The 25,661-nt window shown below is 55.4% G+C and carries 24 protein-coding genes; 6 read left to right on the top strand and 18 right to left on the bottom strand.

What is annotated here, in order from left to right; all coding sequences use genetic code 11:
• Positions 1–244 precede the first annotated feature (244 nt).
• On the bottom strand, positions 245–880 hold the full coding sequence (gene rimM, locus JUJ53_RS22570; protein ID WP_204154384.1) for a ribosome maturation factor RimM: 636 nt from the start codon (positions 878–880) through the stop codon (positions 245–247).
• Between the two features lie 133 nt (positions 881–1,013).
• Here rimM and JUJ53_RS22565 point away from each other — a divergent pair, with 133 nt between their 5' ends.
• From JUJ53_RS22565 to JUJ53_RS22550, 5 genes are all read left to right on the top strand, one after another.
• Positions 1,014–2,015 (top strand): aspartate carbamoyltransferase catalytic subunit, encoded by a 1,002-nt coding sequence (locus JUJ53_RS22565; RefSeq protein ID WP_204154307.1) that lies wholly within the window; start codon positions 1,014–1,016, stop codon positions 2,013–2,015.
• Between the two features lie 3 nt (positions 2,016–2,018).
• Positions 2,019–2,384, top strand: a complete 366-nt coding sequence (locus JUJ53_RS22560; RefSeq protein ID WP_204154306.1) for a hypothetical protein — start codon at positions 2,019–2,021, stop codon at positions 2,382–2,384.
• Between the two features lie 224 nt (positions 2,385–2,608).
• On the top strand, positions 2,609–2,743 hold the full coding sequence (locus JUJ53_RS25270) for a hypothetical protein (protein ID WP_275415831.1): 135 nt from the start codon (positions 2,609–2,611) through the stop codon (positions 2,741–2,743).
• A 76-nt stretch (positions 2,744–2,819) separates the two neighbouring features.
• A complete protein-coding gene (locus JUJ53_RS22555; RefSeq protein ID WP_204154305.1) occupies positions 2,820–3,308 on the top strand; it encodes a molybdenum cofactor biosynthesis protein MoaE in 489 nt (162 codons plus the stop codon).
• Positions 3,309–3,486: 178 nt separating this feature from the next.
• Positions 3,487–3,828, top strand: a complete 342-nt coding sequence (locus JUJ53_RS22550; protein WP_204154304.1) for a hypothetical protein — start codon at positions 3,487–3,489, stop codon at positions 3,826–3,828.
• Positions 3,829–3,927: 99 nt separating this feature from the next.
• Here the strand turns inward: JUJ53_RS22550 and JUJ53_RS22545 are convergent, their stop codons facing one another.
• From JUJ53_RS22545 to JUJ53_RS22475, 15 genes are all read right to left on the bottom strand, one after another.
• Positions 3,928–4,359, bottom strand: a complete 432-nt coding sequence (locus tag JUJ53_RS22545) for a hypothetical protein (RefSeq protein ID WP_204154303.1) — start codon at positions 4,357–4,359, stop codon at positions 3,928–3,930.
• Positions 4,360–5,049: 690 nt separating this feature from the next.
• Positions 5,050–5,493 (bottom strand): large conductance mechanosensitive channel protein MscL, encoded by a 444-nt coding sequence (gene mscL / locus JUJ53_RS22540; protein WP_204154302.1) that lies wholly within the window; start codon positions 5,491–5,493, stop codon positions 5,050–5,052.
• 203 nt (positions 5,494–5,696) lie between these two features.
• On the bottom strand, positions 5,697–7,058 hold the full coding sequence (locus tag JUJ53_RS22535) for a Ycf66 family protein (protein ID WP_275415830.1): 1,362 nt from the start codon (positions 7,056–7,058) through the stop codon (positions 5,697–5,699).
• Between the two features lie 529 nt (positions 7,059–7,587).
• On the bottom strand, positions 7,588–8,820 hold the full coding sequence (locus JUJ53_RS22530) for a DUF445 family protein (protein ID WP_204154300.1): 1,233 nt from the start codon (positions 8,818–8,820) through the stop codon (positions 7,588–7,590).
• Positions 8,821–8,947: 127 nt separating this feature from the next.
• Positions 8,948–9,652 carry a bifunctional demethylmenaquinone methyltransferase/2-methoxy-6-polyprenyl-1,4-benzoquinol methylase UbiE gene (gene ubiE / locus JUJ53_RS22525; protein WP_204154299.1) on the bottom strand — a complete coding sequence of 235 codons (705 nt, stop codon included), beginning with the start codon at positions 9,650–9,652 and terminating at the stop codon, positions 8,948–8,950.
• 58 nt (positions 9,653–9,710) lie between these two features.
• Positions 9,711–10,646 carry a response regulator gene (locus tag JUJ53_RS22520; RefSeq protein WP_204154298.1) on the bottom strand — a complete coding sequence of 312 codons (936 nt, stop codon included), beginning with the start codon at positions 10,644–10,646 and terminating at the stop codon, positions 9,711–9,713.
• A gap of 710 nt (positions 10,647–11,356) precedes the next feature.
• Positions 11,357–12,082 carry a GTP cyclohydrolase I FolE gene (gene folE / locus JUJ53_RS22515; RefSeq protein WP_204154297.1) on the bottom strand — a complete coding sequence of 242 codons (726 nt, stop codon included), beginning with the start codon at positions 12,080–12,082 and terminating at the stop codon, positions 11,357–11,359.
• Positions 12,083–12,213: 131 nt separating this feature from the next.
• Positions 12,214–12,939: an SDR family oxidoreductase gene (locus JUJ53_RS22510; RefSeq protein WP_204154296.1), complete on the bottom strand. Its 726-nt coding sequence runs from the start codon at positions 12,937–12,939 to the stop codon at positions 12,214–12,216.
• A gap of 460 nt (positions 12,940–13,399) precedes the next feature.
• Positions 13,400–14,383, bottom strand: coding sequence for an acetyl-CoA carboxylase carboxyltransferase subunit alpha (locus tag JUJ53_RS22505; RefSeq protein ID WP_204154295.1), 984 nt, complete (start codon positions 14,381–14,383; stop codon positions 13,400–13,402).
• Positions 14,384–14,480: 97 nt separating this feature from the next.
• Positions 14,481–15,518: a long-chain acyl-[acyl-carrier-protein] reductase gene (locus tag JUJ53_RS22500; protein ID WP_204154294.1), complete on the bottom strand. Its 1,038-nt coding sequence runs from the start codon at positions 15,516–15,518 to the stop codon at positions 14,481–14,483.
• 386 nt (positions 15,519–15,904) lie between these two features.
• The gene (locus JUJ53_RS22495) at positions 15,905–17,566 is read right to left on the bottom strand and encodes an ABC transporter ATP-binding protein (protein ID WP_204154293.1); all 1,662 of its coding nucleotides are present in this window, start codon (positions 17,564–17,566) and stop codon (positions 15,905–15,907) included.
• Positions 17,567–17,671: 105 nt separating this feature from the next.
• The gene (locus JUJ53_RS22490) at positions 17,672–19,000 is read right to left on the bottom strand and encodes a DUF58 domain-containing protein (protein ID WP_204154292.1); all 1,329 of its coding nucleotides are present in this window, start codon (positions 18,998–19,000) and stop codon (positions 17,672–17,674) included.
• Entirely contained in the window at positions 18,997–19,947 is a 951-nt protein-coding gene (locus JUJ53_RS22485) for a MoxR family ATPase (protein ID WP_343328020.1), read from the bottom strand. Before JUJ53_RS22485 ends, JUJ53_RS22490 begins: the two co-directional genes overlap by 4 nt.
• Positions 19,948–20,099: 152 nt before the next feature.
• Complete coding sequence (locus JUJ53_RS22480; RefSeq protein WP_204154290.1) at positions 20,100–21,350, bottom strand: DUF4350 domain-containing protein; 1,251 nt, start codon at positions 21,348–21,350, stop codon at positions 20,100–20,102.
• Positions 21,347–22,003: a DUF4129 domain-containing protein gene (locus JUJ53_RS22475; protein ID WP_204154289.1), complete on the bottom strand. Its 657-nt coding sequence runs from the start codon at positions 22,001–22,003 to the stop codon at positions 21,347–21,349. The genes JUJ53_RS22480 and JUJ53_RS22475 overlap by 4 nt, the downstream gene beginning before the upstream one ends.
• A 384-nt stretch (positions 22,004–22,387) precedes the next feature.
• Here JUJ53_RS22475 and truB point away from each other — a divergent pair, with 384 nt between their 5' ends.
• Positions 22,388–23,290, top strand: coding sequence for a tRNA pseudouridine(55) synthase TruB (truB, locus tag JUJ53_RS22470; RefSeq protein ID WP_204154288.1), 903 nt, complete (start codon positions 22,388–22,390; stop codon positions 23,288–23,290).
• A gap of 121 nt (positions 23,291–23,411) precedes the next feature.
• On the opposite strand, the gene JUJ53_RS22465 is transcribed toward truB, so the two are convergent.
• Positions 23,412–24,308: an MBL fold metallo-hydrolase gene (locus JUJ53_RS22465; RefSeq protein WP_204154287.1), complete on the bottom strand. Its 897-nt coding sequence runs from the start codon at positions 24,306–24,308 to the stop codon at positions 23,412–23,414.
• 312 nt (positions 24,309–24,620) lie between these two features.
• Positions 24,621–25,466: a 5'/3'-nucleotidase SurE gene (surE, locus tag JUJ53_RS22460; protein WP_204154286.1), complete on the bottom strand. Its 846-nt coding sequence runs from the start codon at positions 25,464–25,466 to the stop codon at positions 24,621–24,623.
• Between the last annotated feature and the right edge of the window lie 195 nt (positions 25,467–25,661).

Here is a 25,661-nt window from a genome sequence, read left to right as displayed (position 1 = left end):
CCGAGCCTTGAAGGAAATCTGAAGCCCATCGGCGGTATCCTTCAAAAACCATCCTTCTTCCCGAGGCTAATGTTGCCTTGGGGTGCTACACCTTTCTTCACGCGTTGAGCGCCATCATCCGGCATCCGACAATAGGCTGAAGTTATTTCAGCATATTCACGTGTTTTCTCAGCCTTTTCATACCTCGTTGTGACTAGGGCGATCGCCCCTATTCTCCCTATAGCTACTGTTCTCCCAGGGTGACCTAATCCAGCAGCCCCTCCGGCGGTGTAATTTCGATCCGCTGCTGCTCTAAATCCACCACCGGCACGATCGCTTCCACGAAGGGAATCAGTAAGGGCGGCGTTTGGCGTTTTTTGGCGCGAGGAGTCTTGGCAGACTTACGGCGATCGGGATGGTGGGGCGTCGGTTCCACCGGTTCCACCGGCTCCTCGGGCTCTGGCGTTCCGGAGGACGGACGCTCCACTACCAACATGTCATGCCCGGTAGACATCACATCCACGACGGTGCCGACTAGATCTTGGCTATGCTGGTCAATCACGGTCAGACCAATCAAATCTGCCACATGAAATTCATGGGGGTCGAGAGGGAGGCGATCGCTCTCGGGCACCAGCAGCTCATAGTCGCGCAGGGTTTCTGCCTGGGCGCGGCTGGTAATACCTTCTAGGCGAATGACATAGAGATTCTTGCCCTCCACATAGCGCCCAGACTGCAGATACACCAGGGTCGGGTCTCCTCCCTTGGGCGATCGCATCCAGCGTTGCCCCGGTTCAAGAAACCGTTCGGGGAAGTCGGAGCTTGGGTAAACGCGCAGTTCGCCGACCAGCCCTTGGGGCGCGACGATTTTGCCAATTTCAATCCAGTCAGAGGGGTTGGGCATAAAAGACGAGGAGAAGAGGAATGGGACAACAACGGGGAGGGTAGAGGGAGAGGGTGGAGCGATCGCACCTTGCGTGACATAATCTCTAGGGGATAAATCTTCCTCCTGCTGATGGCCCCATTGATTAAGATACATGCCTCCTTCACCAGATTGGACTCGTCGTCACATTCTTTCGCTAGCGGACTTCACCCCAGCGGAATACAACACCATCTTGCAAACGGCAGTCAGCTTCCGTGAGGTTTTGTCGCGCCGCACCAAAAAGGTACCCGCCCTGCAAGGCAAAGTGGTCGCCAATCTATTTTTTGAATCCTCCACCCGCACCCGCAGCAGCTTTGAGCTAGCCGCCAAACGCCTCTCCGCCGATAGTCTCAACTTTGCCCCCGGTACGTCATCTCTGACCAAGGGTGAAACCATCCTCGATACCGCCAAGACCTATCTAGCCATGGGCACCGATTTGATGGTGATTCGCCATCGGGATGCCGGTGTGCCAACGGCGATCGCCCAGGAGATGGAGCGCCTCGGCACCCAGGTGGGCGTTCTCAATGCCGGCGATGGCCAGCACGAGCATCCTTCCCAAGCGCTGCTGGATTTATTTACCATGTGCTGCTGCTTAGATGCCGATGAGCCTCGGCTAGAACAGTTGCAGGGCAAGAAAATTGCCATCATCGGCGATATTCTGCACTCGCGGGTGGCGCGATCGAACCTTTGGAGCCTGACCGCTAGCGGTGCCGAGGTTCACCTAGCTGCCCCACCCACCCTCCTACCCGCCTACTTTGCCGAAATGATCGCCGCTGCCACCGATCTGCCCCGCAGCATCACCCTGCACTGGGACTTAGAACCTGCCTTAGAGCAAGCCGACTTTGTGATGACCCTGCGGCTGCAAAAAGAGCGCATGACCCAGCACCTCTTGCCCAGCCTGCGAGAATATCACCAGCAGTTTGGCATCACCCGCGATCGCCTCCGATTATGCCAACCCAGCGTGCGCCTGCTCCATCCCGGCCCCGTCAACCGTGGTGTGGAAATTAGCTCCGACCTGATGGATGATCCTGTCCTAAGCTTAGTGTCTCAGCAGGTGACCAGCGGCGTTGCCATTCGCATGGCGCTACTCTACTTAATGGCAAGTGGACAGGACTGAACCATGCTAAGAAACTTATGGAACAGCGGCTTGGTAGGACTGGGGTATATGCTATCGCCCCTGTCATGGTGGAATGACTTGTTTTTTAATCTGCCGATCGCTTACGCCGTGGGCTATGCCGCCAGTTGGCTCAACCCCGCCTGGTTTCTCCCCGCCACTGCCCTTGGCTACTGGCTATCGAATGTCTTAGGCATTGTGATGATGCAATGGGGCGCAACCGGCTTCGTGGGGCAACCAGAAACCTCCAATCCTAAACGTGCTCTGTTGATCAGTTTGGGGCTTTCCACCGCCTACACCGTCCTCATTATCGGATTAGCCTACTTTCATATCCTCGATATTCCCGACGCGATCCTGGCTCAACATCCCTGACTAGGCTCCATACCCAACCTCCATATATTTACGGGGGTTGTGAGTCGTGTTTCATAACCGGGTATTGTAAGACTGAACAGTGGATAGCTACTCGACATGGGATCCGAGTTGGATCTGAAAACTACGTTCTTACCATCCAGGTATTTCGTAGGCGACAGATTTTCTCGCCGGATAGAGCGATGATGCTATCTGTTGGCAGGGATCAACTCTAGGGGAGACAAGGCATGAAAGACGGTGGCCTCATTGTGTTTGTGATTATAGTAGTTGTAATTGCTGGATTGGTGGTTCATGCGCAAGGGCGGATGGAAACCTGCAAACGCCAAGGGCAAAAAACGATCGCCTGTGTCCTAGGATTCTAGCCAGTACCTTGCGTGATCCATCGCCCAGGGTAAATAGCGCACAATAATAGTTGTATTGCGCTCTAGGCTATTGTCGATGGATGTATCTCGATCTCAACTCCTGCAAGCTCCTATCCTGGAAGCTGATCACGTCGCGATCACCTTCGCACCGCTGTCCCTAGACGAGGTCTATGGCTTAGCCGATGATGCAGCCAATGGAGCGATCGTGGTGATGAGCGGCATGGTGCGCAATCAAACTGAGGGGCGTCCGGTGGTGGCGCTGGAATATCAGGCCTACGAGCCGATGGCTATTCGCGTTTTTCAGCAAATCGCCGCCGATATTCGCCAGCGATGGCCGATTACCCATACCGTGATTCGCCATCGCACCGGACGCTTGGCGGTGGGCGATATTAGTGTCTTGGTAGCCGTCGGCAGTCCCCATCGTTCTGAGGCGTTCGCTGCCTGCCAATATGCGATCGATACGCTCAAACATAATGCTCCTATCTGGAAAAAGGAACATTGGGCTGATGGATCCAGTAGTTGGGTGAGTATTGGTGCCTGTGAGCAAGAGGATGGGGTCTGTTAATGAATTCCCTATCTTTGATCATATCCGGTATCCTAACCTAGCGTTTATCAAGTAGGAAAGCGATCGCTCTCCGCTAGCCCAGCCTGTAGAATATATATCGGGACGCAAACACTAAGCGCCTCACTTACCTTGCTTGAGGATCACCATGTTTATACGTTGTTAACTGCGAGACACCGCCATGAGATTTTTAATTCAACTGATAGGCTTTGCGCTGCTGTTGCTGGGAATTTACTTCTTGGGAAGAAATATCTTTTTCACCACGAACGTCTCGCCCTATTTTTGGAGAGGTATTGCAGCCGATTTATCTATCCTGCTTCTTGTCGTAGGCGTTCTGGCTCTGGTGATCTTACCTTTGGGTGCTAAAAGCATCGGCTGGATCTTTGTTGCGGCTGGTATTATTTGTGTCTTTGCTAGCAGCCGAGCCGTTCTGAACCCAACCAGTCTCTGGCAGTTTTTTGTGGCGCTAGTGGCGATGACTGGGGGCTATAAAATGCTGTCTTCAGGCAGAATGCCTTTCTAACCTGTGAGCTGCTCTCTTGGCGTACCGTTGCGATCGCCACCCCTTGCGCGCAGTGTGGCGATCCCTTCCAACCCAGCTCCGTTGAGCATGCATAGATTCTTAGGTAGGGTCAGCAGATCGTTTGTCCATCAGCAAGCCAACGCCCACCAGTGCTGGGATGATCATGACTATTCGCAAGCCTCTAAAAGCTATGAGCGCACTTGAGCCAAGAGCCATCGTCAGAGCAGAGTCTGCCAGCAAAGAATTTACGAATCCCTCAATCAGCACAAAGATGAAGCAGCCATAGGTGGCGATCGCTGCCCATCTTGACCAGGTTTTATCTAAGCTAATGCCAACGATCGCGGCAATTCCCACCACTGCCATGGCACCAGAACGAATGACTTCTACACCAGAGACGTCTGTGTCTTCATAGGTGCCCAAAACAGTTGTGATCACCAGCGTGCTCGATGTAAAAGCAATGAATGCCAGATAAGCTAGGTTGTACCATTTCGTCGTGCGAGTATAGAGCTTTGGCTGAGAAGAATTTGTCATAGATGAGCTTAGAATTAGATGAACTATCTTCGCAACATACCATGAGCGATCGCCCTCTAGATAGTCAAGTCAAGAGCTATCGCCTCCCTTATCAACCCAGTCCCGCTGAGCATTCACAGCTCCTCAGACCGGGGCAGCAGGTCGTTTCTTCATGAGTGAACCCATGCCTAGAAGCGTGACAGCGAGGATGAGAAGCATCATGATTCTAGAAGCTCTGAGCCCATCGTCGCCAACGGTACTGGCTAGACTAGGTTGTAGGAAGGAAGACACAAATCCTGCAATGAGGATGAAACTCAAGAAGCCATAGGCGGCGATCGCTGCCCACTTTGCCCAGGCTTTATCTAAGATGATTCCAACGATGGCTGCGACTCCCGTCACGGGTATGATGCTGCCTAAAACAACTCCTATGACAGAGGGACTTGGCGTGATGACCACCGTGCTCCATATGAGAGTAATTAATACTAGGTAAGCTAAGTTATACCATTTGGTTCTTCGAGTATAGAGTCTTGGTCGAGACGAATTCGTCATAATTGTTGATCCAGCAAGATAAGTAGAAGCTACGCTTTGTGGTGTCTGTTCTATGAATAGCTTACTATCATGATCCGAGGAGTAAATGCAACACTTCGCAACATGCCATGAGCGATCGCCCTCTAGATGTTGAATAAAGAGCGATCGCTTCTCGGTTCTAACCTACTGGGGCCGTTCCATGACGCTGGTTAATCGTTCAATTGCCTGGGTTAGACGTTCTTGGGCTACGATGGCAGGATCCGGTGGGGCTTCTGCTGCTTCAACCTCCTCCGCTCGCTTCACGCGATTTTTCATTGCCGTAAACGATCGCACCACCAAGAACATACAGAAGGCAATGACGATAAAGTTAATAATGGCTGCTAAGAACAAACCATACTGAATACCCGCTGCACTCAGGTCTGCTAGCTTATCTACGCCCGCTGCCTGCATGGCTGGATTGAGAATAGCAGGCGTCAGAATGTCTGCTACGAGGGAATTAATCACATTGCCGAACGCACCGCCAATGATCACCGCAACGGCGAGATCGATGACGTTGCCCCGCATGATAAAATCACGAAAATCTGAGAAAAAGCCAGTGGTGGCCTGTCGTCCGCGCCGAATGCTCATAAGAGTTGTATCTCCTTAGGTTGCCAGGGTTTGATATCGAGACAATAGTAGGCGAGATCAGAACAAATGTCAGGGAATTCTAGGGTTTGGATGCAGGAAGAGGCTGGAGACGATAAAAGTATGGTGGACTAGATGAAATCTGGGATGGCTGGGATAATCTATCTAACATCTGTTTCTTTCCAGATATCAGAGGGCGATCGCTCTCAAATACTGGACTCTTCCTCGTAGGGTGAAGGTAAGGAAGCTTCATCTTTCTGGGAAATCAGTTCAGCTTTTAAGACCTGAGGCGGGCGATCGCCTGTGGGCGTACGGGATGGATCACGGCGATCGCTGGTGGGTGAGGGCGGTGCTTCTTCATTCCAATCATCCCAACCTTCTTCCAGTTCTTCAATCTCCCCAACGGGGGTAGACGGTTTGGCAGATGGTTTTGCTGGTGCGGAACGCTGAAATAAGTTTCTCAGACGACCCATGGGGCCTGTCGCTTTTTTGGGCTGGGGTGCAGGTGTTTTGGGCTGAGGAGTTGCTTGAGGCGTTGGCTGAGGAGTTTTGACCGTCTTGGTAGGGGACGGGTCGGGTTGGGTGGTGGCGGCTTGAGGTGGTGCTGGCTGAGGTTGTCTGGCTGGACTAGGGGGACGAGAGGATGGAGGAGGTGAGCTGGATCGCTGAGGTGGGCGTTGGTTGGGCTGGGGCGATCGCGGCTGGGACGCTGCTGCTGGAGATGCCGTTGGTCGGGACTCGGTCTGAGCCGCCCTTGCAGGTTGTTCAGATCTGGGGGATGGCTGGTTGGATGTTTCTGGTCTGGGAGCCTGGATAGGTTTTGATGAAGTCGGTTCTGATGGGGTAGCGGCTGCTTGGATAGGGTTTGATGGAGTTGCTTCTGATGGGGTTGCTTCTGATGGAGTTGCTTCTAACGGAGAAGATGGGGTGGTTGCCGTTGGGGAAGATGGGCTAGCTGCTGATGGTGTGGGGCTGCTTGCTTCTGTTTGAGTTGGAGGTGGAGGAGCGATCGCTTCTGTGGCCGTGGGTACCGCAGCAGACTCGACGGCGGCGGGGGTAACCGAGTCAACCTGGGGAAATGCAGGGGCAGGAGTATCGGTGGCAGACGGGGCGGCAATCGGCGCGGCTGGACTGGCTGGGGCTGCTTGAGCCGGTGGTGCCGCCTTTGGAGTGGACTGCTTACTCGACTGTTTGCTGGATTGGTTACTTGACTGTTTGCTGGTCTGGCGAGTCGGCTGACCAGCAGATACCGCAGGTTGGCGCTCCAAGCCTGGAATCACGGTAGCGCCTTCTGGCAAGTCGGTTTGTTGCTCAAGGGGGGTGGTTTGTCGGCGCAGGATCAGCAGTTGCCATCCCAACCAGAGCAGCAGCACCACACTGGCCGTTTGTCCCACCAAGAGGCCACCCTGGAGGCGATCGCCATAAATCCACAGCGCCAAGGCATAGAACATGCCGACGCCGCTCCAAGCTATATCTTGACGGCGATGCACTTCTGGGATGAAAAATGCTGCCATGTAAAATGTCAGGCTTCCCAAACCCACCAGTATCGCTAAACCATACGCAAACATATCGGCATCCTCGATGCAGCAACGGACGACTCAAGCCCTAAGGGCAACGCCCCAGTCTATCTCTTATCAAAAGCCGACCAGTACACCAGCCATAATCTTTGACTAGGCTGGTGGTGTAGGACGCGTAGATTGAGGTGCATCCCTGAACCATGGGATCGTGAGAGAAGGAATAGCGCCGAAATCTACAACTGACTGATACCATTACTTTAGCGGTAAAGCGCAGAAACAATACGGATGGCTCATCCAGTAGGCGGCTCAGAGAACGGTTAAGACACTGACAACCTGTATAGAGCAAAGCCAAACACAACTCTTTAGATCCGTCCTGCTTGGGGGCACCAAGTGGACGTAAAACAAACAGCCTGTGGAGGCGTTCTGACCAGGGGGATCCAGGCTTGCTTGGGTATCTAGGCATGAGCCAGAGAAGCAGGAAGTTTTTGGAGTAATCCAAGAAATCTCCACTCCTATCGTCTAGCGATTGAGTAGAGAGGATGTCAATTTGCCTGGCCCTTGCACGAATCACGAGGATTAACTATCCGCGGAAATAGAGGATCACCGCTTGGAAGAGACCGATGGTGAAACCGAGGATGCCGCCTAGGTTGACGATCGCTTGCAGTTCATTGCGGACAATCCCTTGAATGGCCAGTTCCAAGTCTCGGGGAGATGTGGCCCGCACCCGGTCGATGATCACTTGGTCGATGTCGAGAATGGGAATAGCCTGGGCCACAATGTTTTCTAAATCGCGTTCTAGATATTGCTCTAGCACCAGCGCCAGTTCTTTACTGACGGGTTCTAGGGATGTATAGACGGCATCTGAGCTTTGCAGGCGATTGAGCAAGAGGTCGGCGGTGCTGTCCCAATCCACCGATTCGCCCAATCCTTCCAAAAGATCGGCACCTCGGTTGCTCACATAGTCGCGCACGGTCTCGCGCATGGTGCTGCGCAGTCGGCGGACGGTGGAAACCGGCAGGTTTTGCATGGAGAGGTTTTGCAGCCACTCGGTCAACCGCCCTTTGATGCCCAAGGCCTGAATGAGCTCGGTGATCCGGGTATTGGTGGCCTCTTTTTCATCAAGGCAGTAGGTGCGTAGGCGGGTGAGGGTGTTGCGTAGACCAAAGAGGTTGGCGACCACCCAGTAGGTGCCGCTGGTTTTTTCGCGAAAGCCTTCGTCGATCACCTGAATGTTGCGATCGGTGAGAAAGTCGATCAGGGTCACTCGCAAGACATCCGGGGGCAGCACCACGTTCAGCAACCAGTCGGACAGTTGCTCTGCCTGCACCTCGGAGAGCTGAAACTCTAGCAAGACTTGGTCAAAAATCTGGTTGAGCTGCGGGGCTAAAAAGTCTTCCTGCCTAGCCCAGACCCGCACCAAGCGCAGGAGCGATCGCCCCAATAAATCCCGCAGGATATTGGCGACAATTTTGCTAGTACCCCGATCATCTCGGGCCTGGAGTTGTTCTAGGGCCAGCCGCAGCAGCCAGAGAATGGCCGACTGCATCCGCTCGGTTTGCAATAAGCGCCGCGCTAGGTTTTGCAGCTCGGCGGGGGTCAGCAGCGACCCCATAATCGTGTCGGCGATTCGCTTGGCCAGCCGTTCCTGGTTGCTGGGAATCAAGCCTGGGGTAAAGGGCAATCGTCGTCCGGCGATGTAGAGGGGACGATAGGGACGAAATAGCATTTTGATGGCTAGATCATTGGTGAAATAGCCAATGATGCCGCCCACAATGGGAGGTGCAGCAATCAGCAGTAGGGTGGAAGCGTCCAAGGGCAAAAGAGGCGATCGGGATAAATGGGTGCCCTATGACCAGGGCTAATCTATGCTTACCCTATCATTTTTGAATAGATGCCTGTCTTCTACCTAAATAGCGATTTTTGCTCAGCTTCGGCGGGATTCACCGAGTCGCGACCAAAACGCCCATTAATCCGCCCGCGATCGCGTAATGGATTGCCTGACGAAAGCCAACCTGGTGAGCGATCGCCCGCTGTTCTGCGCCGATGGGAAAGCGATCGATACTGGGGGCTAAGTAAGCATACTCATCTTCCATACCTAAATCTTTGGCCATGGGGACGACCACGGTGGCCAAGTACCAGCGCTGGAACTGCCGCACTAGGTCACTGCTAGGACGATGAAAATCAAGGATGGCCACCGTTGCGCCGGGCTTCAGAACACGGTGCAGTTCCCGCAAGCTATCGGGAATAGAAGCGACGTTGCGCAACCCGTAGCTCATGGTGGCTGCATCAAAGGTGCTGTCGTCAAAGGGGAGATGGAGCGCATCGCCTTCCACCCAGGTAATCGGTAAGGGCGATCGCCGCTGATCGTTGCGCTGTTGAGCGATCGCTAATTGAGAGGCCGCAAAATCAACCCCAACTACCCGACCGTTGGGGCCCACCTGCTGGGCCAAAAGTTGGGTAACATCGCCACTGCCGCAGCAGACATCAAGACAGGTTGCGCCTGGCATCGCCCCGCTCCACTGCACAGTCATCAGCTTCCAGACCCGATGCAGGCCTAGACTGAGACCGTCATTTAACTGATCGTAGACGGGCGCAATTCGGTTAAATAATGCCTGGACGCCGTCGGGAGCCACCGGAGACCTCATAGACCAACCCTGGTATATATCTCTGCCATCCTACCGCGTCGATGGAACCATCCTAGATCTAGCGGCAGGTGCAGGAAATTGCTAGACCAATTTGCTGAGCTGAGAGGTATAGCAACTGCAGTTCTTCAGGACGGAGCGGGCAAAGATTGACCCACTGCAGCGAAATCACCGCCATCACCGCTTCTTGGAAAATAATGGGAATCACCACATGGGACTGAATCCCTTCCTGAGCATAGGAATCAAGCTGGGATAGATCTGGATCTTGGCTGACTTGAATGACGCCACGAATCACCTGCTGAGCGATCGCTTGTTGAGCTAGGGGATCCTGCTGCAGCCAATCGGCGGCTCCCGGTTGATTGCTGCTATACACCTCCGTCAAAGCAGCATCGCACACCATCTGTAAGATGCAGCGATCGGCAGAAAAACTGCTGCACAGCGCCTCCACAATGGTATCCAGACGCGCTTGATGATCCACCGATCGCTGGGTCACCCGCACAATGGCGCTGAGGAGATGGGTTTGGGCCTGGGCGCGCTTCAGGTCGTCCGATCGCTGCTTTTGCAATTCGTAGCTTTCCACCGCCCGCTGCACCACCGTTTTCAGCTCCGATGGATCCCAGGGCTTGGTGATATATTTGTAGACCTGCCCAGAGTTAATCGCCTCCACCAAATCCTCCACATCCGTAAACCCGGTGAGGATAATCCGCATGGTGTTGGGAAACTGCACCACGGTTTTGCTGAGGAACTCCGTCCCTTTCATTTCCGGCATCCGCTGGTCAGAAATAATCACCGCCACCTCGCCCTCTTGGGCCAAAATATCTAGGGCAGCGCCGCCACTTTCCGCCTTGAGCACATTGAAATGACGGCGAAAGGTGCGGTAGAGCAAGTCTAAGTTGTCCGGCTCATCATCCACCACCAGCATTTTTGGCTTTTTGGCTTGTTCAACCTGTTGCAGTTGTTGGCTAATGTCGTCAATTCCAGGGATCACAATGTCCATCCAGTGGTCTCCTTCAGCAAGTTGGGTGGGGCGAACACATCGGTCTGTACCCACGTCTGTGCTCACATAAGCTCTGTGCTTGACATGATATATCCATAGGAATTCAAGCCAAGCTATGATGCAACCGGATTGATTCGTATACGATCCTGAACAATCATTTCAATGGACTCAATGGACTCAACGGACTGAATAGTTCAGGTGCCCCTGCCGCCTTATAGTATCAAGTTTGGGTGAGCTACTCCTATAATCTGGAGCGATCGCTGTTGGCGGCTCGTTGCTCCAAAGGCGATCGCCCTCGATCCTGGTCTAATCCCTGATCTAGGCTATTCCGGTTGGGGGAAATCGTTTTTCAGTGTAGCAGCGCCCATCGCTCCTGCCATCTCTCTCGGGTAGTGCTCATGCTCTGTTTAGGATCCAGCGCCGTCTTAATGTCTCTCACCCCTCACCCTGGCTGGGAAAGGGATTGGGGGTGCGGGTCTTGGTTCAGGCAAGGGATCTATAGACCTTGGGGTGGGGGAGCGATCGCCAGCAAAAAGCCCCCAGTCTTTGCAGAACAGGGGCGGCACGTGAGCAAGAGGAACAGCATGCCTAGGACATGCTAGTGCTTATTCCTTAAGCTAACGGTTCAACATTAAGAACGGTTTTTGCCTAGGCTAAACCTCAGGGATCTCCTCAGGGGCGATCGCTCCTGGCATAATCCTAAGGGTCATCTAGAAAAAGGCAGGCTGGTGGCGAATGAGGCTGAGGAACTCCTCGCGAGTTTTGTGATCCTCTTGAAACACACCCACCATGGCGCTGGTCACCGTCCAAGAGCCCGGCTTTTGCACACCGCGCATCACCATACACATGTGGCTCGCTTCCATGACCACAGCCACCCCACGCGGATCGAGAATGGTCTGCACCGCTTCTGCCACCTGACGGGTGAGCCGCTCTTGCACCTGCAGGCGACGGGAATACATTTCCACAATCCGCGCTAACTTACTTAGCCCAACCACCTTTTCGTTAGGAATGTAAGCGACATGCACCTTACCCATAAAGGGCAGCATATGGTGTTCGCAGAGGCTAAATACATTGATGTCGCGGACGAGCACCATTTCATTGTGGCCCTCATCAAAAATGGCTCCATTCACCAGCTCCTCTAGGGATTGCTGATAGCCACTGGTGAGAAAGTGCATAGCCTCGGCAACCCGCTTAGGGGTCTTGAGGAGACCTTCCCGTTCTGGGTCTTCTCCAACGCCCAGAAGAATAGTCCGCACCGCATCCATCATCTGCTCTTTAGCTTCTTCGGTTGTGGGGTGGGGAGTGGAAGCTTGACCGTTGATGGTATTGCGATCGGGGCGGGTTTCAGGCGCTGGCTTGGCTTCGCTGGGGGTCAGGGAATTGGCAAGCCCTTTGCTATTGAGGCCGTTCGAGTTATTGGAAGAGGCGATAGTCATGAGCAAATGTGCAATAAAGAACCTGTTAAGCGGGAAACGATGGGGGCGTTACTCCACAGCGGTTGCCCTAGAGACGATGTCCTAGGTTGAGGCAGCAACGCCTACGCAATATTTCAGAGTGGACTGAAATGCTAAAGTGCGCCGGCACTGGGCATCACCACGAGTTCATCGATGACGGCCTGAGCGGGCAGCAGGGCAGCCTGAACAATCGTCTGGGCTACAATCTCGGGGGTTAGCATACTGGTACGGTTAAAGTCAGCTTGCACCGTATCGGTATCCCAAATGGGCGTATTCACGGCTCCGGGGGTAATCAGCGTGACTCGAATGCCATGACTGCGCTCTTCGGCGGCCAGGGTCTTCGATAGGGCAATCAGCCCAGCTTTACTGACGTTGTAGGCACCCCAGCCGGGAAAGGCCTGATGGCCAGCAATAGAGCCGACGTTGATGATGGTGCCCTGTTGGCGATCGCGCATGGACGGTAGAATGCCCTGAATACACTGGAAAACGCTGGTGAGGTTAAGGGTTAAAACGGCCTGCCAGTCCTTCAATGACGTATCCACTAGCGTGCCGGTGTAGCCCATGCCGGCATTGTTCACCAAGATGGTAATCGGCTCACCCTGTTGGGCGATCGCCGCAATGGCGGGCTGAATCTGCTCTAGGTTGGTTAGGTCAAGAGGATGGATCTGTACATCAACTTGATGCGATCGCGCCTCATCGGCAACCTTGAGCAGGTTATCTTTAGAACGGCTTAGTAAGACTAGATCCACACCGGCTTGGGCAAAGGCAAGAGCCGTGGCTTTGCCAATGCCACTACTAGCTCCAGTAATTAGAGCCCGGTGGCGCTGTTGAATATCCATGAACAAGTCCGAATGAACATCAGTGGTGTCATAGAGAAAGTTGCTCTCAACGGTGAAGAGACTCGGTCTAAATAAGGTGTAAACCGCTAACCCTTGAGTGCAGACGTCACCACGATTGACTCAGATAATTGTGAGCCGGGGTTAATTGCGAGGGTTCGCTCATGTGGGATGTAATCTTGAATCACGAGGACGGGAACGATTTGCTTCTCCGTAACGATGGCGCTCTAGAAAACCATGGAAGACGCTCTGCGTCTGCGGCTAGCATCGTTATCTTGTCCCTGTCTATATCCTAGGGAGAGCGTGAACTAGGATGCAGACAACTCAATTGTAAACAATTATTGCTAACCACCTTTGGGATTATAACACTGGCATCGAACCCTGCGGCCGGTCACTCCTGGTCTACTGATTGAGATTCATCAATGATGAGTATAGCGATCGCCCCCGCTGGCTGAACGAGCATCTAGGCGGCCGGCACCTGAAAAACGCCAATCTGCCGGAATTTTTGGTAGCGTCGCTCGCGCCGCTCGGCGTTGCTCATGCGGTTTAGTTCTGCCAGATGTCGAAGCAGAGCTGCCTTGAGGCTGCTCGTGGCGGCCACTGGATCGGAATGGGCTCCCCCAATGGGTTCTGGCACAATCTCATCCAAAATACTCAGATTTTTGAGATCCTTGGCGGTAATCCGCAGGGCTTCGGCGGCCTGGGGAGATTTGCCCGCATCTTTCCAAAGAATGGCGGCACAGGCTTCTGGGCTGGCTACGGTGTAGACCGAATGCTCGAACATCAACAGGCGATCGCCTACGCCCACGCCCAGGGCACCGCCGGAGCCACCTTCCCCAATCACGGTGCAGAGGATGGGTACGTCGAGGCGAAACATTTCCCGGAGGTTATAGGCGATCGCTTCCCCCTGCCCCAACCGTTCTCCTTCCACGCCTGGATAGGCTCCGGGGGTGTCGATAAAGGTGAGGATGGGCATACCAAAGCGGTTAGCATGGTTCATCAACCGCATGGCTTTACGGTAGCCACCGGGGGAGGCCATGCCAAAGTTGCGGGCGACGTTATCCTTGGTATCGCGTCCTTTTTGGTGTCCTAGCATCATAATCGGCCGACCATCAAGCCGACCAATGCCGCCCACCAAGGCCTTGTCATCCACGCCCGTGCAGCGATCGCCATGCAGCTCAATCCATTCATCGGTCATGGACTGAATGTAGTCGAGGGTGCTTGGACGCCGCGGATGCCGTGCCACCTGCAGCCGCTGGGAGGGCGTCAGACTGCTGAAGATTTCCTGGCGGAGCTGGCTGGCCCGCGTCTCTAGCTGCCGGAGCTGCTCCGAAACATCGACATCGTTCTCTTCGGCAAGGCTGCGGATTTGATCGATGCGAGACTCTAACTCAACGAGGGGCTTCTCGAAGTCAAGAAGAATGGGCTTGCGTTCAGGAGTAACCATGGTGGGTGGGGGAAAAACCTGGGAAACAAATAACCATGAGACAAGGTTGCGGGATGGGGGAAGCGATCGCCGGAGCAGCCGTTTCCCCTCTGCAGGCCTAAGCTGTACCGCTAGGCTGGGCTAGCAAGGGACGGAACCCATGCTTGATGGAGGCTTGGCCAATCAAATCCATCTTGTCGAGGGTGATTTGATTGCGTCCCCAGGAAAAGTTGGTGTACAGCTTTTCAAATTCCAGCAGCATCGACTCGGCAAAACAGGCAAATAGCTGCCGCGATGGCACGTCCATATTGACGATTTGCATGATCTTCCAGTCAATATCCAAGGAATGTTCCACAATGCCGCCATTGAGCACGTGGATCTCGGGATGCTGAAGCTGGGTAGCCAAGTTTTTGGGATAGCCTCCGTCAATCAGCAAGCAGGGATGCTTGAGGGTTTCAGGATTAATCTCCACCCCCTTGGGCATACTCGCCACCCAAACCACCACATCCGCCTGGGGTAGCGCCTCTTCTAGGCTCAAAATTTTGCCGCGACCCAGCTCATCCTGTAGCGCTTGAAGTCGCTCCGTATTCCGGGCCACCAGCAGCAATTCTTTGACATCGGTGCGGGCATCCAACCAGCGACAAACCGCGCTGCCAATATCGCCCGTCGCGCCGCAGACCGCTACGGTAGCTTGGGATAAATCAATGCCCAGCTTGGGAGCAGACTGCTCCACCTGCCGGCAGATAATGTAGGCGGTGTGGGTGTTGCCGGTGGTAAACCGCTCAAACTCTAGCTTGACGTTGCGCACCTGCTTAATCTGCTGGAGATTAAAATTCTCGAAGATGATCGATGAGAAGCCGCCCAAGGCCGTAATGTCAATGTTGTGCTTTTGGGCGTGGGCCATGGCATTGATAATCTTGCGGGTGGCCGCCTTAATGCGCCGAGCGGCTAGCATTTCTGGCAAAAAGCAAGATTCAACGTAGTACCCTTCGATCTGTTGACCGGTGAGACTTGTAACTTTGATGGTGTCTACGATTTGTGGCGGAGCGCTACACCAGAAATCTAAGTCCTGGTCGGCGTATTCGGGATAGCCCAAATCATGAGCGACAGATTGAGCGTGTTGAAGACTGGTAAGGTGACCGATGAGACCAAACATGAAGGATCCTGTGCAGACCTATAACTAGGTTGGATGGCGAATGACGTCGTGAATCAGAGGCGATGGAGCCGGATTTCTCAATCGATCAATCCCACACACCATCGTAGACAGACCGAGCCAATGTAGATCGGTACTGAGTGATCAGTATAACGGGCGAAGCAGGGGAACTGGCGGGGCACCGGCAGACTTTGGAGATGGAGCGATAACCGCAGCCCACATGAGAGCTGAGTGACAGCCTGGGGTTGCTGGACTCACCGAGTCCAAAGGTTTTTTGATCATACCAGTCTGGTGCTCCATGGGGGCGATCGCTCTTGGAGAATCCCGCAATTCTCAGAGGAACGGATCGCGGGATGACTAGGGTGACTCGATCCCAAAAGCTAGGGATGCTACCCGTCACCGCGAGCCAGCAGGGGTGCGGCACTCAGGAGAGTTTGGGTGTAGGGATGTTGGGGATGGGCAAAGAGGTCGGCCGTTGCCCCTAGTTCTACGATCTTGCCAGCATTCATCACGGCAATGCGATCGCAGAGGAAACGAGCCACCCAAAGATCATGGGTGATAAATAGGTAGGTGAGGTCAAAGTCGCGCTTCAGGTCAAGCATCAGATCCAGCACCTGGGCCTGGACACTGGCATCCAGCATACTCACCGGCTCGTCGCAGATCAGCAGCTTGGGCTGGGTGATCAGGGCGCGGGCGATCGCCACCCGCTGCTGCTGTCCGCCGGAGAGATCGCTGGGATAGCGCGGGTAATATTCCTTGGGATCTAAACCCACCCGCTCCAGCATGGCATAGACCCGGCGCTTGGCTTCCGTCGCGTCGGCCAACCGATGTACCAGCAGCGGATCGGTAATGCTCTGCCCAATGGTCATCATGGGATTGAGGCAGGCATGGGGGTCTTGGAAGATCATCTGCATCTGGCGACGCTGCTGGCGCAGATGCTGCCGATCCATCTGGGTGAGGTCCTGCCCGAGGAATTCGACGGTGCCGCTGGTGGGACGCAGCAGGTGCAGGATGGTGCGGGAGAGGGTGCTTTTGCCGCAGCCCGACTCACCCACCAGCCCCAGGATTTCTCCTGGATACAGATCTAGATCCACTCCATCTACGGCCTTAATGGTGCGGCGGGGCGATCGCGTCAGCAGGCGAGCAATGGGATTATCTTCTAGGGTGAAGTGCTGCTTGAGATGGCGTAACTTGAGAATCGGTTCCTTCGCTGGCTCCTGGGAAGCGATCGCCCCTTCGCTGGCCTGGAGCAACCGAGCGGCCTGGAGCAGCGATCGCGTATAGGGATGCTGAGGACTCGTCAACACCGTGTCTACCTCGCCCATCTCCACCAGCTTGCCCTCATACATCACCGCCAAGCGATCGCAATATTCTCCCACCAGAGCCAAGTCATGGGAAATCAGCAGCAGCCCCATCTGGCGTTGGTCGCAAAGGCGGGTCAGTTCGGTGAGAATTTGGGCAGAAACGGTAACGTCCAGACTCGTGGTGGGTTCATCGGCCACAATCATTTTCGGTTCGAGCAGCAGGGCCAAGGCAATGGCTACCCGCTGCCGCATACCGCCGCTAAACTCATGGGGATACTGCATCCAGCGGTTGGCGGGAATATTGACCGTTTCCAGCGCTTCCACCGTTTTTTCCCGCAGTTGCCGTGGGCTGAGGTGGGGGTGATGGGCGCGCAGGGTTTCCATACAGTGCCACCCCACGGTCATCAGCGGATTCAGCCGGGTCATGGGGTCTTGGAAAATCAGGGCGATCGCTTCTCCCCGAAACTTGCGCAGGGCCGGGGGCGATAGGTCAAACACCGATTGCCCCTGAAACAGCACCTGGCCATCCACTTGGCTCCGGGGGGGCAGCAGTTGCAGCACCGCCCGCCCCAGGGTAGATTTTCCGCAGCCGGATTCTCCCACCAGCCCCAGCCGTTGTCCAGCCGCGATGGACAACGATACGTCATTGACGGCCCAGTCCTCGGTCGAGGCCTGGCGGTGCTGGGCGCGGGAGGAAGGCGGATAGGCAACCCGCAGGTTTTGAATCTGGAGAAAATCCTGGCTCATACAAGACAATGGCGGAACTAACCGGGATGAACCCAGGGGCGATCGCCCACTGGTTTGAACGCAGCTAGACGCAACTAGCTTGGACTTATTATGTCGGAAAGTCGGTCAAAGTTGGCTACGGGCTTTGAGTTGCAGGTAGCGATCCACGAGTTGATCGGTGATCTGATGGGCGGGGGCATCCAGAATCAGTGCGCCGCGCCGCTGTAGGAGGGCCAGGGCCAGGTGGCGCTGCTGCAGTAAATCGAGGGCCACGGCGCGGGCATAGCCTGCCTCTACCGTTGGACTGGGCGCTTGGGCCTGGCGATCAATGTAGGGATCGCGCAGGGCGACGCAAAAGGGCAGGTAGCGCGGCGTCAACCGCCCCATGGCCGACAGCACGTCACTGGACGCCGTTTGGTCAATAATGTCGGTGAGCAGCACCACCAAGGCGCGCCGGGTTTGTTGACGGGTCACCTGGCTCACGGCATCGAGGTAGTCGGGCTCCAGTAAGACCGGTTGAATGGGCGTCAGGCAACGGAGCAGTTTGGGCAACTGCTGGGAGCCGCGATCGGGGGGAATCCACCTATGCATCTGCCGATCAAACACGCCTACCCCGACGCGATCGCCCCGTTGCAGTGCCGCAAGGGACAGGGAAAGAGTGGCATTGAGAGCCCAGTCAAATCGCTTCAATCCCTCCACTTGAGCGGTCATCAAGCGACCCCGATCCAGCAAAATCATCAGGGTTTGTTCCTGTTCGGGTTCAAGCACACGAATCAGGGGACGGTTGCGGCGGGCGGTGGCCTTCCAGTCAATCAACCTTGGATCATCACCAGTGCCGTAGTCTCGCAGTTCGGCAAATTCAGTCCCCATCCCCTGGCGGCGGGCTCGACGGATGCTGCCGCTGGTTTGCAAGGTGAGGCGAATGGACAGCGATCGCAGCCCAATCAGATCAGGAAAAACCGCCACGCTCCGGGCTTGATCCACCGTCCAGCTATCCCAGCCCAGCCCCCAAGCCCCCCGCTGCCGCAGATAGATCTTGCCCCAGGCATAGTCTCCCCGCGCGGTGGGGAAAATCGTGTAGGTCAAGGTTTCTTGATGATGGGCGGGCAGAGTTAGGAAAAACTGTGGCGGGGTAGCGGTAAAAACGGCGGGGTACGTGTCACGAAGTTGCACCACAGCAGGGCGATCGCCTGTGGTCACCGTCACCTGCACCAAATTCTCACGCCCAATGGAGAGGCGATCGTCCAAGCTGCGCTCAACCGTGACCCGGTGGGGACGAACTCGCCAGCTATCCAAGATCATGGCAACCACGATGCCGATATCCACCCCCAAAAGCAGCAAGGCAATGGGCTGCACGGTCGCGGTCGGCATGGCGGACTGGGTGAGGGTAGCCAAGCCAACCCCCAAGGCCGTAACCAGCAGCAAAATCAGGTAGGTCTGGCGGGAGGGAATCATCGCGGTACGGGCACTTGGCTGAGGATGGCAGCAATGATCGGCTCGGCTTGCAGCCCATCTAGCTGAGCTTCTGGGCGCAGAATCAGTCGGTGGCGCAACAGGGGAGGGGCGATCGCTTTTAGGTCATCGGGGGTGACAAAACTGCGTCCTTCCAGCCAAGCATGGGCCTTGCTGGCCTGGAGCCAAGCAACCGCAGACCGGGGGGAAGCTCCTAAGGACAGGTCAGGATGCTGGCGAGTGCGCTGCACTAAGGTCATCAGGTAATCGAGCAGGGGATCTGCCACCTCCACCTGCTGCACCAGTCGGCGAGCGGTGAGAATGTGCTCCACGGTAGCGATGGGCTTCAGTTGCTCTAGATTCACCCGCTTGGTTTGCAGTCCCGATTGGGCATTGGCCAGCATCTGGCGTTCGGCACTAGGGCTGGGATAGTCCACCACGAGTTTGAACAAGAAGCGATCGAGCTGCGCCTCTGGCAAGGGATAGGTACCTTCAAACTCCAGGGAATTTTGGGTGGCAATCACCCAGAATAAATCTGGCAACAGCAAGCGATCGCCATCCAGGGTGACCTGCTGCTCCTCCATGGCTTCTAGCAGTGCCGATTGGGTTTTGGGCGGCGTGCGGTTAATTTCGTCGGCCAGCAGGATCTCGGTAAACACCGGCCCGCGCTTTAGGCTAAAGCTGCGGGTATTCAGGTCAAAAATGTTAGTCCCGAGAATATCCGAGGGCAAGACATCGGGGGTGAGCTGAATGCGGCGAAAATCGGCTTTGATCAACTGGGACAAGGCTTTCACCGTTAGGGTTTTACCTGTCCCCGGCACGCCTTCTAGAATCACATGTCCCCCCGACAGCAGCGCCACCATGAGGTGGTGGACAACGGTGGTTTGTCCCACCACAATGCGGCTGATGGTGGTGTTGAGGCGTTCGAAGAGCGAGGAAGGATGGTTCACAGGGGAAGAACTCATGGGGCAGAGAGGGGCAGCAAATGAGAGGGGCAGCCGTCAGAGACGGGGTAGAGCTCTGGATTAATGAGGAGTCGATAGGAATCAGAAATCGATAGAAGTCAACAGAAATCGATAGGAACTAGGGGCAGAGAGATGGGTTAGTTGGTAGCCTGGCGAACGCGCTGAATCGTTCTCAACCAGAGTAGCAAGTCTTGCTGGCTCATGGACTGCCTAGGGGTGAGGAGCGCCAACACATCGCCGGGGGGCTGACGGGTTTGCTGGCTCCAAGCTTGGGCGATCGCCTCTGGGGAGAGATCTTGACCGTGGAGCCCCAGGAATTGCTGCAGTCGCCGTCGCTCTGCTTGGAGGATGAGGTTCACCATAAACGGCTGACAGCCAGCTTTGATCAGCACCCCAGCCAAGGCGTTGATATAGGCCTGACTGTTGTCTACGGTGACTGAGGGAATCCTCTGGGGTGGGCCAAACCGCCGATTTTGATCCCATATCAGCAGCAGCAGTATGGCGATCGCTTGGGTTGCCACAATCACTAGGGGCGTCTTGGCTAGGTAGCCCCAGAGGGTGGGCGGCGGCGGCAGGGGCGGCAGCTCTTCCGCCGAAAAACCCTGGAGCTCGGGGCGGGGTGGACAGGCTGCCTCTGGCTCAGCGATCGCCTCCTGCTCAACATCCCCAGAATAGCCGTGCAGAAATTCATCCACCAGAATCGGTAGGCCCGGTTCGGTGACCAACTGAGTGAGATAGTCGAAGTTCTGGAGGGTCGTTTGGTAGGCATTGGCGGCGAGAAACGGCGGCACCACATAGATCACCCGTCCTGCTCCCACAGCCTCCTGCCAGACTAAGGTGCCATACTCATCGGCGATCGCCGCGTCATCGGCTGCGGTCGGCAAGGTCATCGACACCTGTTCAACAGTGCCCAAGTCCTCCTGGGGTTCATCTAGATCATCTAGATTGGCCCGGCGGCGAGTCTCAACCTGCACCGGACCCACCGATGTGTCTACCTGGCTGCGAAAGGGAGCACGGGTGGCAGGCGATCGCACCCCCACATGGATGATCACATTACCCCGACTCACCCAATCTTCGGGAGTTCTGCTCTGTAAGACCCATGGCTGCATAAACTCACCGTAGAACCGCAGGAGCGTGATGGCTTGGGGTGGCGGTTCCTGTTCCTCACGATAAAAACCTGGCAAGTCGTCGAGCGATCGCTGCCAGCGGCGAATATCAAGACTGCAATCTTGGCGCATTTGGGCATACCAGGCCCCATAGCCAAAGGGCGTACGGCTGTAGGTAGACCCCTGCAAGTTAGAGCCGCCCGGAGCTAGCCCGAGGGTCAGCAGCAGCAGAGCAGCGATCGCCAGCGCCCCGAGTATCCATGGTCGTTTGCGATGGCTCATGGGGACGGCAGCTCCTGATAGGCGGCCCAACAGCGCTCCCATTCTGCAGCAGAAATCCCTTGACTGCTAAAGCAAAGCTGTTCATGGATCGCCAGCAGCAGGTAGTAGGGGGCCGGATCCGCCACCGTCAAAAGCAGGGCTCGATATTCGCCATCGGTGCGGCTGGCCTCCAGCCGAATAACCTCTTGATCGCTGAGCTGGCTGAGCATGGCCATATACAGGCAGCGGCAGGCCTCACGATAGTTACCAGCTTGCTGAGCTTGGCGCGCTTGCTGTACCCAGATCTCGGGGGCGCGATGGGGTGGGGTGCTGGGTTGGCTAGGACGGCGATCGCCGATACCCCGCCCTAGCCACGCTTGGATCTGGGGCGCAAATTCTCGATAAAACTGCCAGCCTAACCAGCCCAGCAATCCGCCGATGATGATGATGAATAGAGTCCGCAGCAGCCAGTCTGGCGGTGTCACCTGGGGCATGGGTACATCGGGCTGCACCGTGCTCCATTGTGCTTCGAGCCACTCACTGACCTGCTGGGTAGCTTGCTGCACCTGCCAGCCTACACTAGTGTCTTGATAGTCACGAGGGGAAAAGATCTCGTCCATGGCTAGAACATCATAGGGTTCAGGGGGCGATCGCCTGTAACAACGGCTCTTCAAGGTGAGTTCAAGACCGTTATAGCAGCAGCCCCTACTCGTTGGGCGATGACCGATACCGTTCAGCCTGAGTCTGGTTCAGCCTTGGTTAACTGGCGAAAGTGTATGGCCCTTGGGAGAGGGGCTGGAGGTGAGGGCTTTCGAGCGTCTGGTTAACACGTTTCGTTCATCAACCAGAGTTTAGCCTGAGTCTGTCGAACTCTATCTGTCATCTTCATCTAGCTCAGAATGAACGACGAGGCTGAGGATCGGTAGCGAACTTGGGCCTAACGTACCCCGCAACGGTAGCATAGACGAGGCAGATTTGCTCGGGGCAGGCTTGCACCCCAGCGCTTAGCGGACAAGATCTAAGGATGGCGATCGATTAATACTGTGACTCCTCAAGCTGTGACTTCTCAAGGCTTTCTAAACCTGTATAAACTAGCGGGCTGGACGTCCCACGATTGCGTGGCCAAGGTGCGCCGGATTCTATCCCAGAAGCGGGTTGGCCATGGCGGCACCCTAGATCCCGCTGCTGTAGGGGTCTTGCCGATCGCTGTGGGACGGGCAACGCGCCTGATTAACTACCTCAGCTCGGATAAGGCCTACCGCGCCACCATCCGCTTTGGCGTGACCACCACCACCGATGACCTAGACGGTGAGGTGATCGCTGAAGCTCCAGTACCCCATCTCACCCTGGATGACGTGACGGCCATCCTCCCCAGCTTTGAGGGACAAATTGACCAAATTCCACCGCAGTACAGCGCGATTTCGGTGGATGGAAAACGCGCCTACGACTTGGCTCGGGCTGGGCAGGTGGTAGACATTCCCATCCGCACCGTGACGGTCTACAGCATCGAGGTGCTGGCCTGGCGATCGCTGCCCTATCCCGAACTGGAGGTGGCGATCGCCTGTAGTGCCGGCACCTATATTCGAGCGATCGCCCGCGATCTTGGTGCCCAGCTCCAGACCGGAGCAGCCCTGGCCCACCTGATCCGCACGCGCAGTAGCGGCTTTGTCCTAGAAGAGAGCATCACCCTAGATGACCTCCTGTCAAGCTGGACGGCTGGCAAAAACCTGTTGATTCCCCCTGAGCAAGCTCTCCAGCACCTGCCGCCCCTAGTCCTTGATGGGGAAACTGCCCGGCGCTGGCAGCAAGGACAAAAGGTGGCGATCGCTCCCGCGACCACCCACCTACACTATCGAGTGCATGGAGAGGATCATTGTTTCCTGGGTATCGGTGAATGGATTGACCCCAGTGAAGCCGATGAGCCTCCCCGCTTGCGCCCCCGAGTTGTCTATGATCCTTAGCCGCCCAAACCCTAGTTAGAGGCTAAGGCCGCAGTGATCGCTGACTGGACACAGACTTCCAGCACCAATGAGCTCCCGCTCTAACAAGATAGGGCGGCTCCTGAGCTTTTGGGGGACAGGCTTAAGTCGGTAGCGCTTCCTGGGTCGATCCGCCAGCAGCTTGGCGATCATGAACCACATCAATGGTCAAGCCTTCCCAGGCCACCACGCTGTTTGCAAATTGCTTAGACGTAACGTCTTTGATGCCATCCATGAACTGATCACAGTGCAGGGGGTCATGGTGGAAAATGACTAACTTTTTGACATTGGCAGCCTTTGCCACCTTCACCGCCTCTTGCCAGGTGGAATGCCCCCAGCCAACCTTGCTCGACTTTTCTGAATAATATTCGTCATCCGTGTAGGTCGAGTCGTAGATCATCACATCGGCATCACGGGCCAGCCACATGACGTTTTCATCGAGGCGATCGGTGTAATGCTCTGTATCAGTGATGTAGGCGGCAGCATAGCCATTCCAGTTCACCCGGTAGCCCACGGCTTCACCCGGATGATTGAGCAGAGCATTCTCCACCAGCACATCGCCAATTTGCACCGGTTCCCCTACCTCTAAATCACAAAACGCCATTTGTGATCCCATAATCTGTAGCGGCACGGGGAAGTTGGGGTGGAGCATTTGGTCATTCAAACGCTGCTCAATGGTTGAACCATTGGGAGCCACTGCGCCATAAATATTAAAGTGATTCCCTTTCACAAAAGCTGGAGTGAAAAACGGAAAGCCTTGAATGTGATCCCAGTGAGAGTGAGTGAAAAAGAGGTGTCCTTCCACCGGAATTTGGGACATCAGCTCTTGCCCTAGAACGCGCAACCCTGTTCCACCATCAAACACGATGCGATGTCCTGCGACCTGCATCTCAACACAGGAGGTGTTTCCACCGTAGCGCACAGTCTCGGGTCCTGGACATGCAATACTGCCCCTCACTCCCCAGAAACGAACAATGAATTGATCTTGTGCGTTAGACATGAATATCCCTTGCCAAGGTTCTATCGAATCATAGACAGTGAGCCGAGATAGGTGGCTAAAACCATTTCGAATATAGCCAGTTTTACCCCAGAACTCTAGCGGATGCGGAAACCAAGTAGAAATTTTTACAATACATGGCTTAGAACCCTTGTCCCTAAGCTTGCTCTGTAAATGTGCAGCCTAGCTCCTAGACTACACTGAGTATGATGGATGGATTGGTTTCGGCGCTACCCTGAAAATATTGAATGATCACCCTACAACGTAAACTTTGGTAGATACAGGGTGGTTAACCTCTACCCGCCCTAGTTTAACTTAGCAGGTCAGCCAGTCTGTATGCCAACCTTGCAAGGTCTGCAACCCTGAAGGACTCGTCAGGTTAAATTGAAGGGGGGTCACTGTAATGTAGCGATGTTGAATAGCTCGAACATCCGTCTCTACAATCTCCAATGGCACCTCTAAGCCCTCAGGATGCTTACCCTCTAGTTTAACAGTAGGATTAAAGGACGGATCATCAACCTCTTCCAACACTTCTCCTGCCAACCAATAATAAATCTTGCCGCGCGGATCGATGCGTTGTTCAAACAAATCTGTATAGCGGCGAATGCCTTGCTGGGTAATCTTCACCCCGGCAATATCGGCGGCGCGCACCGCTGGAATGTTGACGTTTAAGAGCATGAGATGGGGCAAAGGATGCTGGCTGAGGTGATGCAGTAGGGTTTTGGCAAAGTTGGCGGCGGGCTGAAAGTCTTGGGAGGAAAAGCTGGCGAGGCTGAAGGCTACGCTGGGAATCCCTTCCATCACGCCTTCCATGGCAGCGGAGACGGTGCCCGAGTAGAGAATATCGGTACCTAGATTGGAGCCATGGTTGATGCCTGAACATACGATATCGGGCGGCTGATCCAGGAGGGTGCCCAGGGCCAGCTTCACGCAGTCGGATGGCGTGCCCGAACAGGCCCAGGCCTGAATGGGGTCATGGAACACAGACTCGACACGCTCCACGCGGATGGGTTTGTGTAGAGTGAGACCATGGCCGGTGGCCGATCGCTCGCGGTCGGGGCAGACCACCGTCACGGTATGACCAGCCGCCACGAGGGTGTTGGCTAAGGTGCGAATGCCTTGGGCAAAAATACCGTCGTCGTTGCTAATCAGAATATTCATGGGGAAAGGTCGATGGGCAGGGAGTGGAACGGGGCACAGGCCTTATTGTAGGGGTATTGTTGAGATTGAAACGGCGGCGGATGGGGATGGGGCGATCGCCATTGCTCAGTCCTGCTGTTAGAGTTGAGTAGGGGCAATTTTCTAAGGGCGTTCAATCCCTGACGTGGCGGGCATCTTAGCATGTAAGATCAGCAT

The organism is Leptolyngbya sp. CCY15150 (assembly GCF_016888135.1).
Taxonomy (GTDB): Bacteria; Cyanobacteriota; Cyanobacteriia; order RECH01; family RECH01; genus RECH01.
Note: the sequence above shows the minus strand (reverse complement) of the source record. Positions and strands in the feature narration are given on the sequence as shown.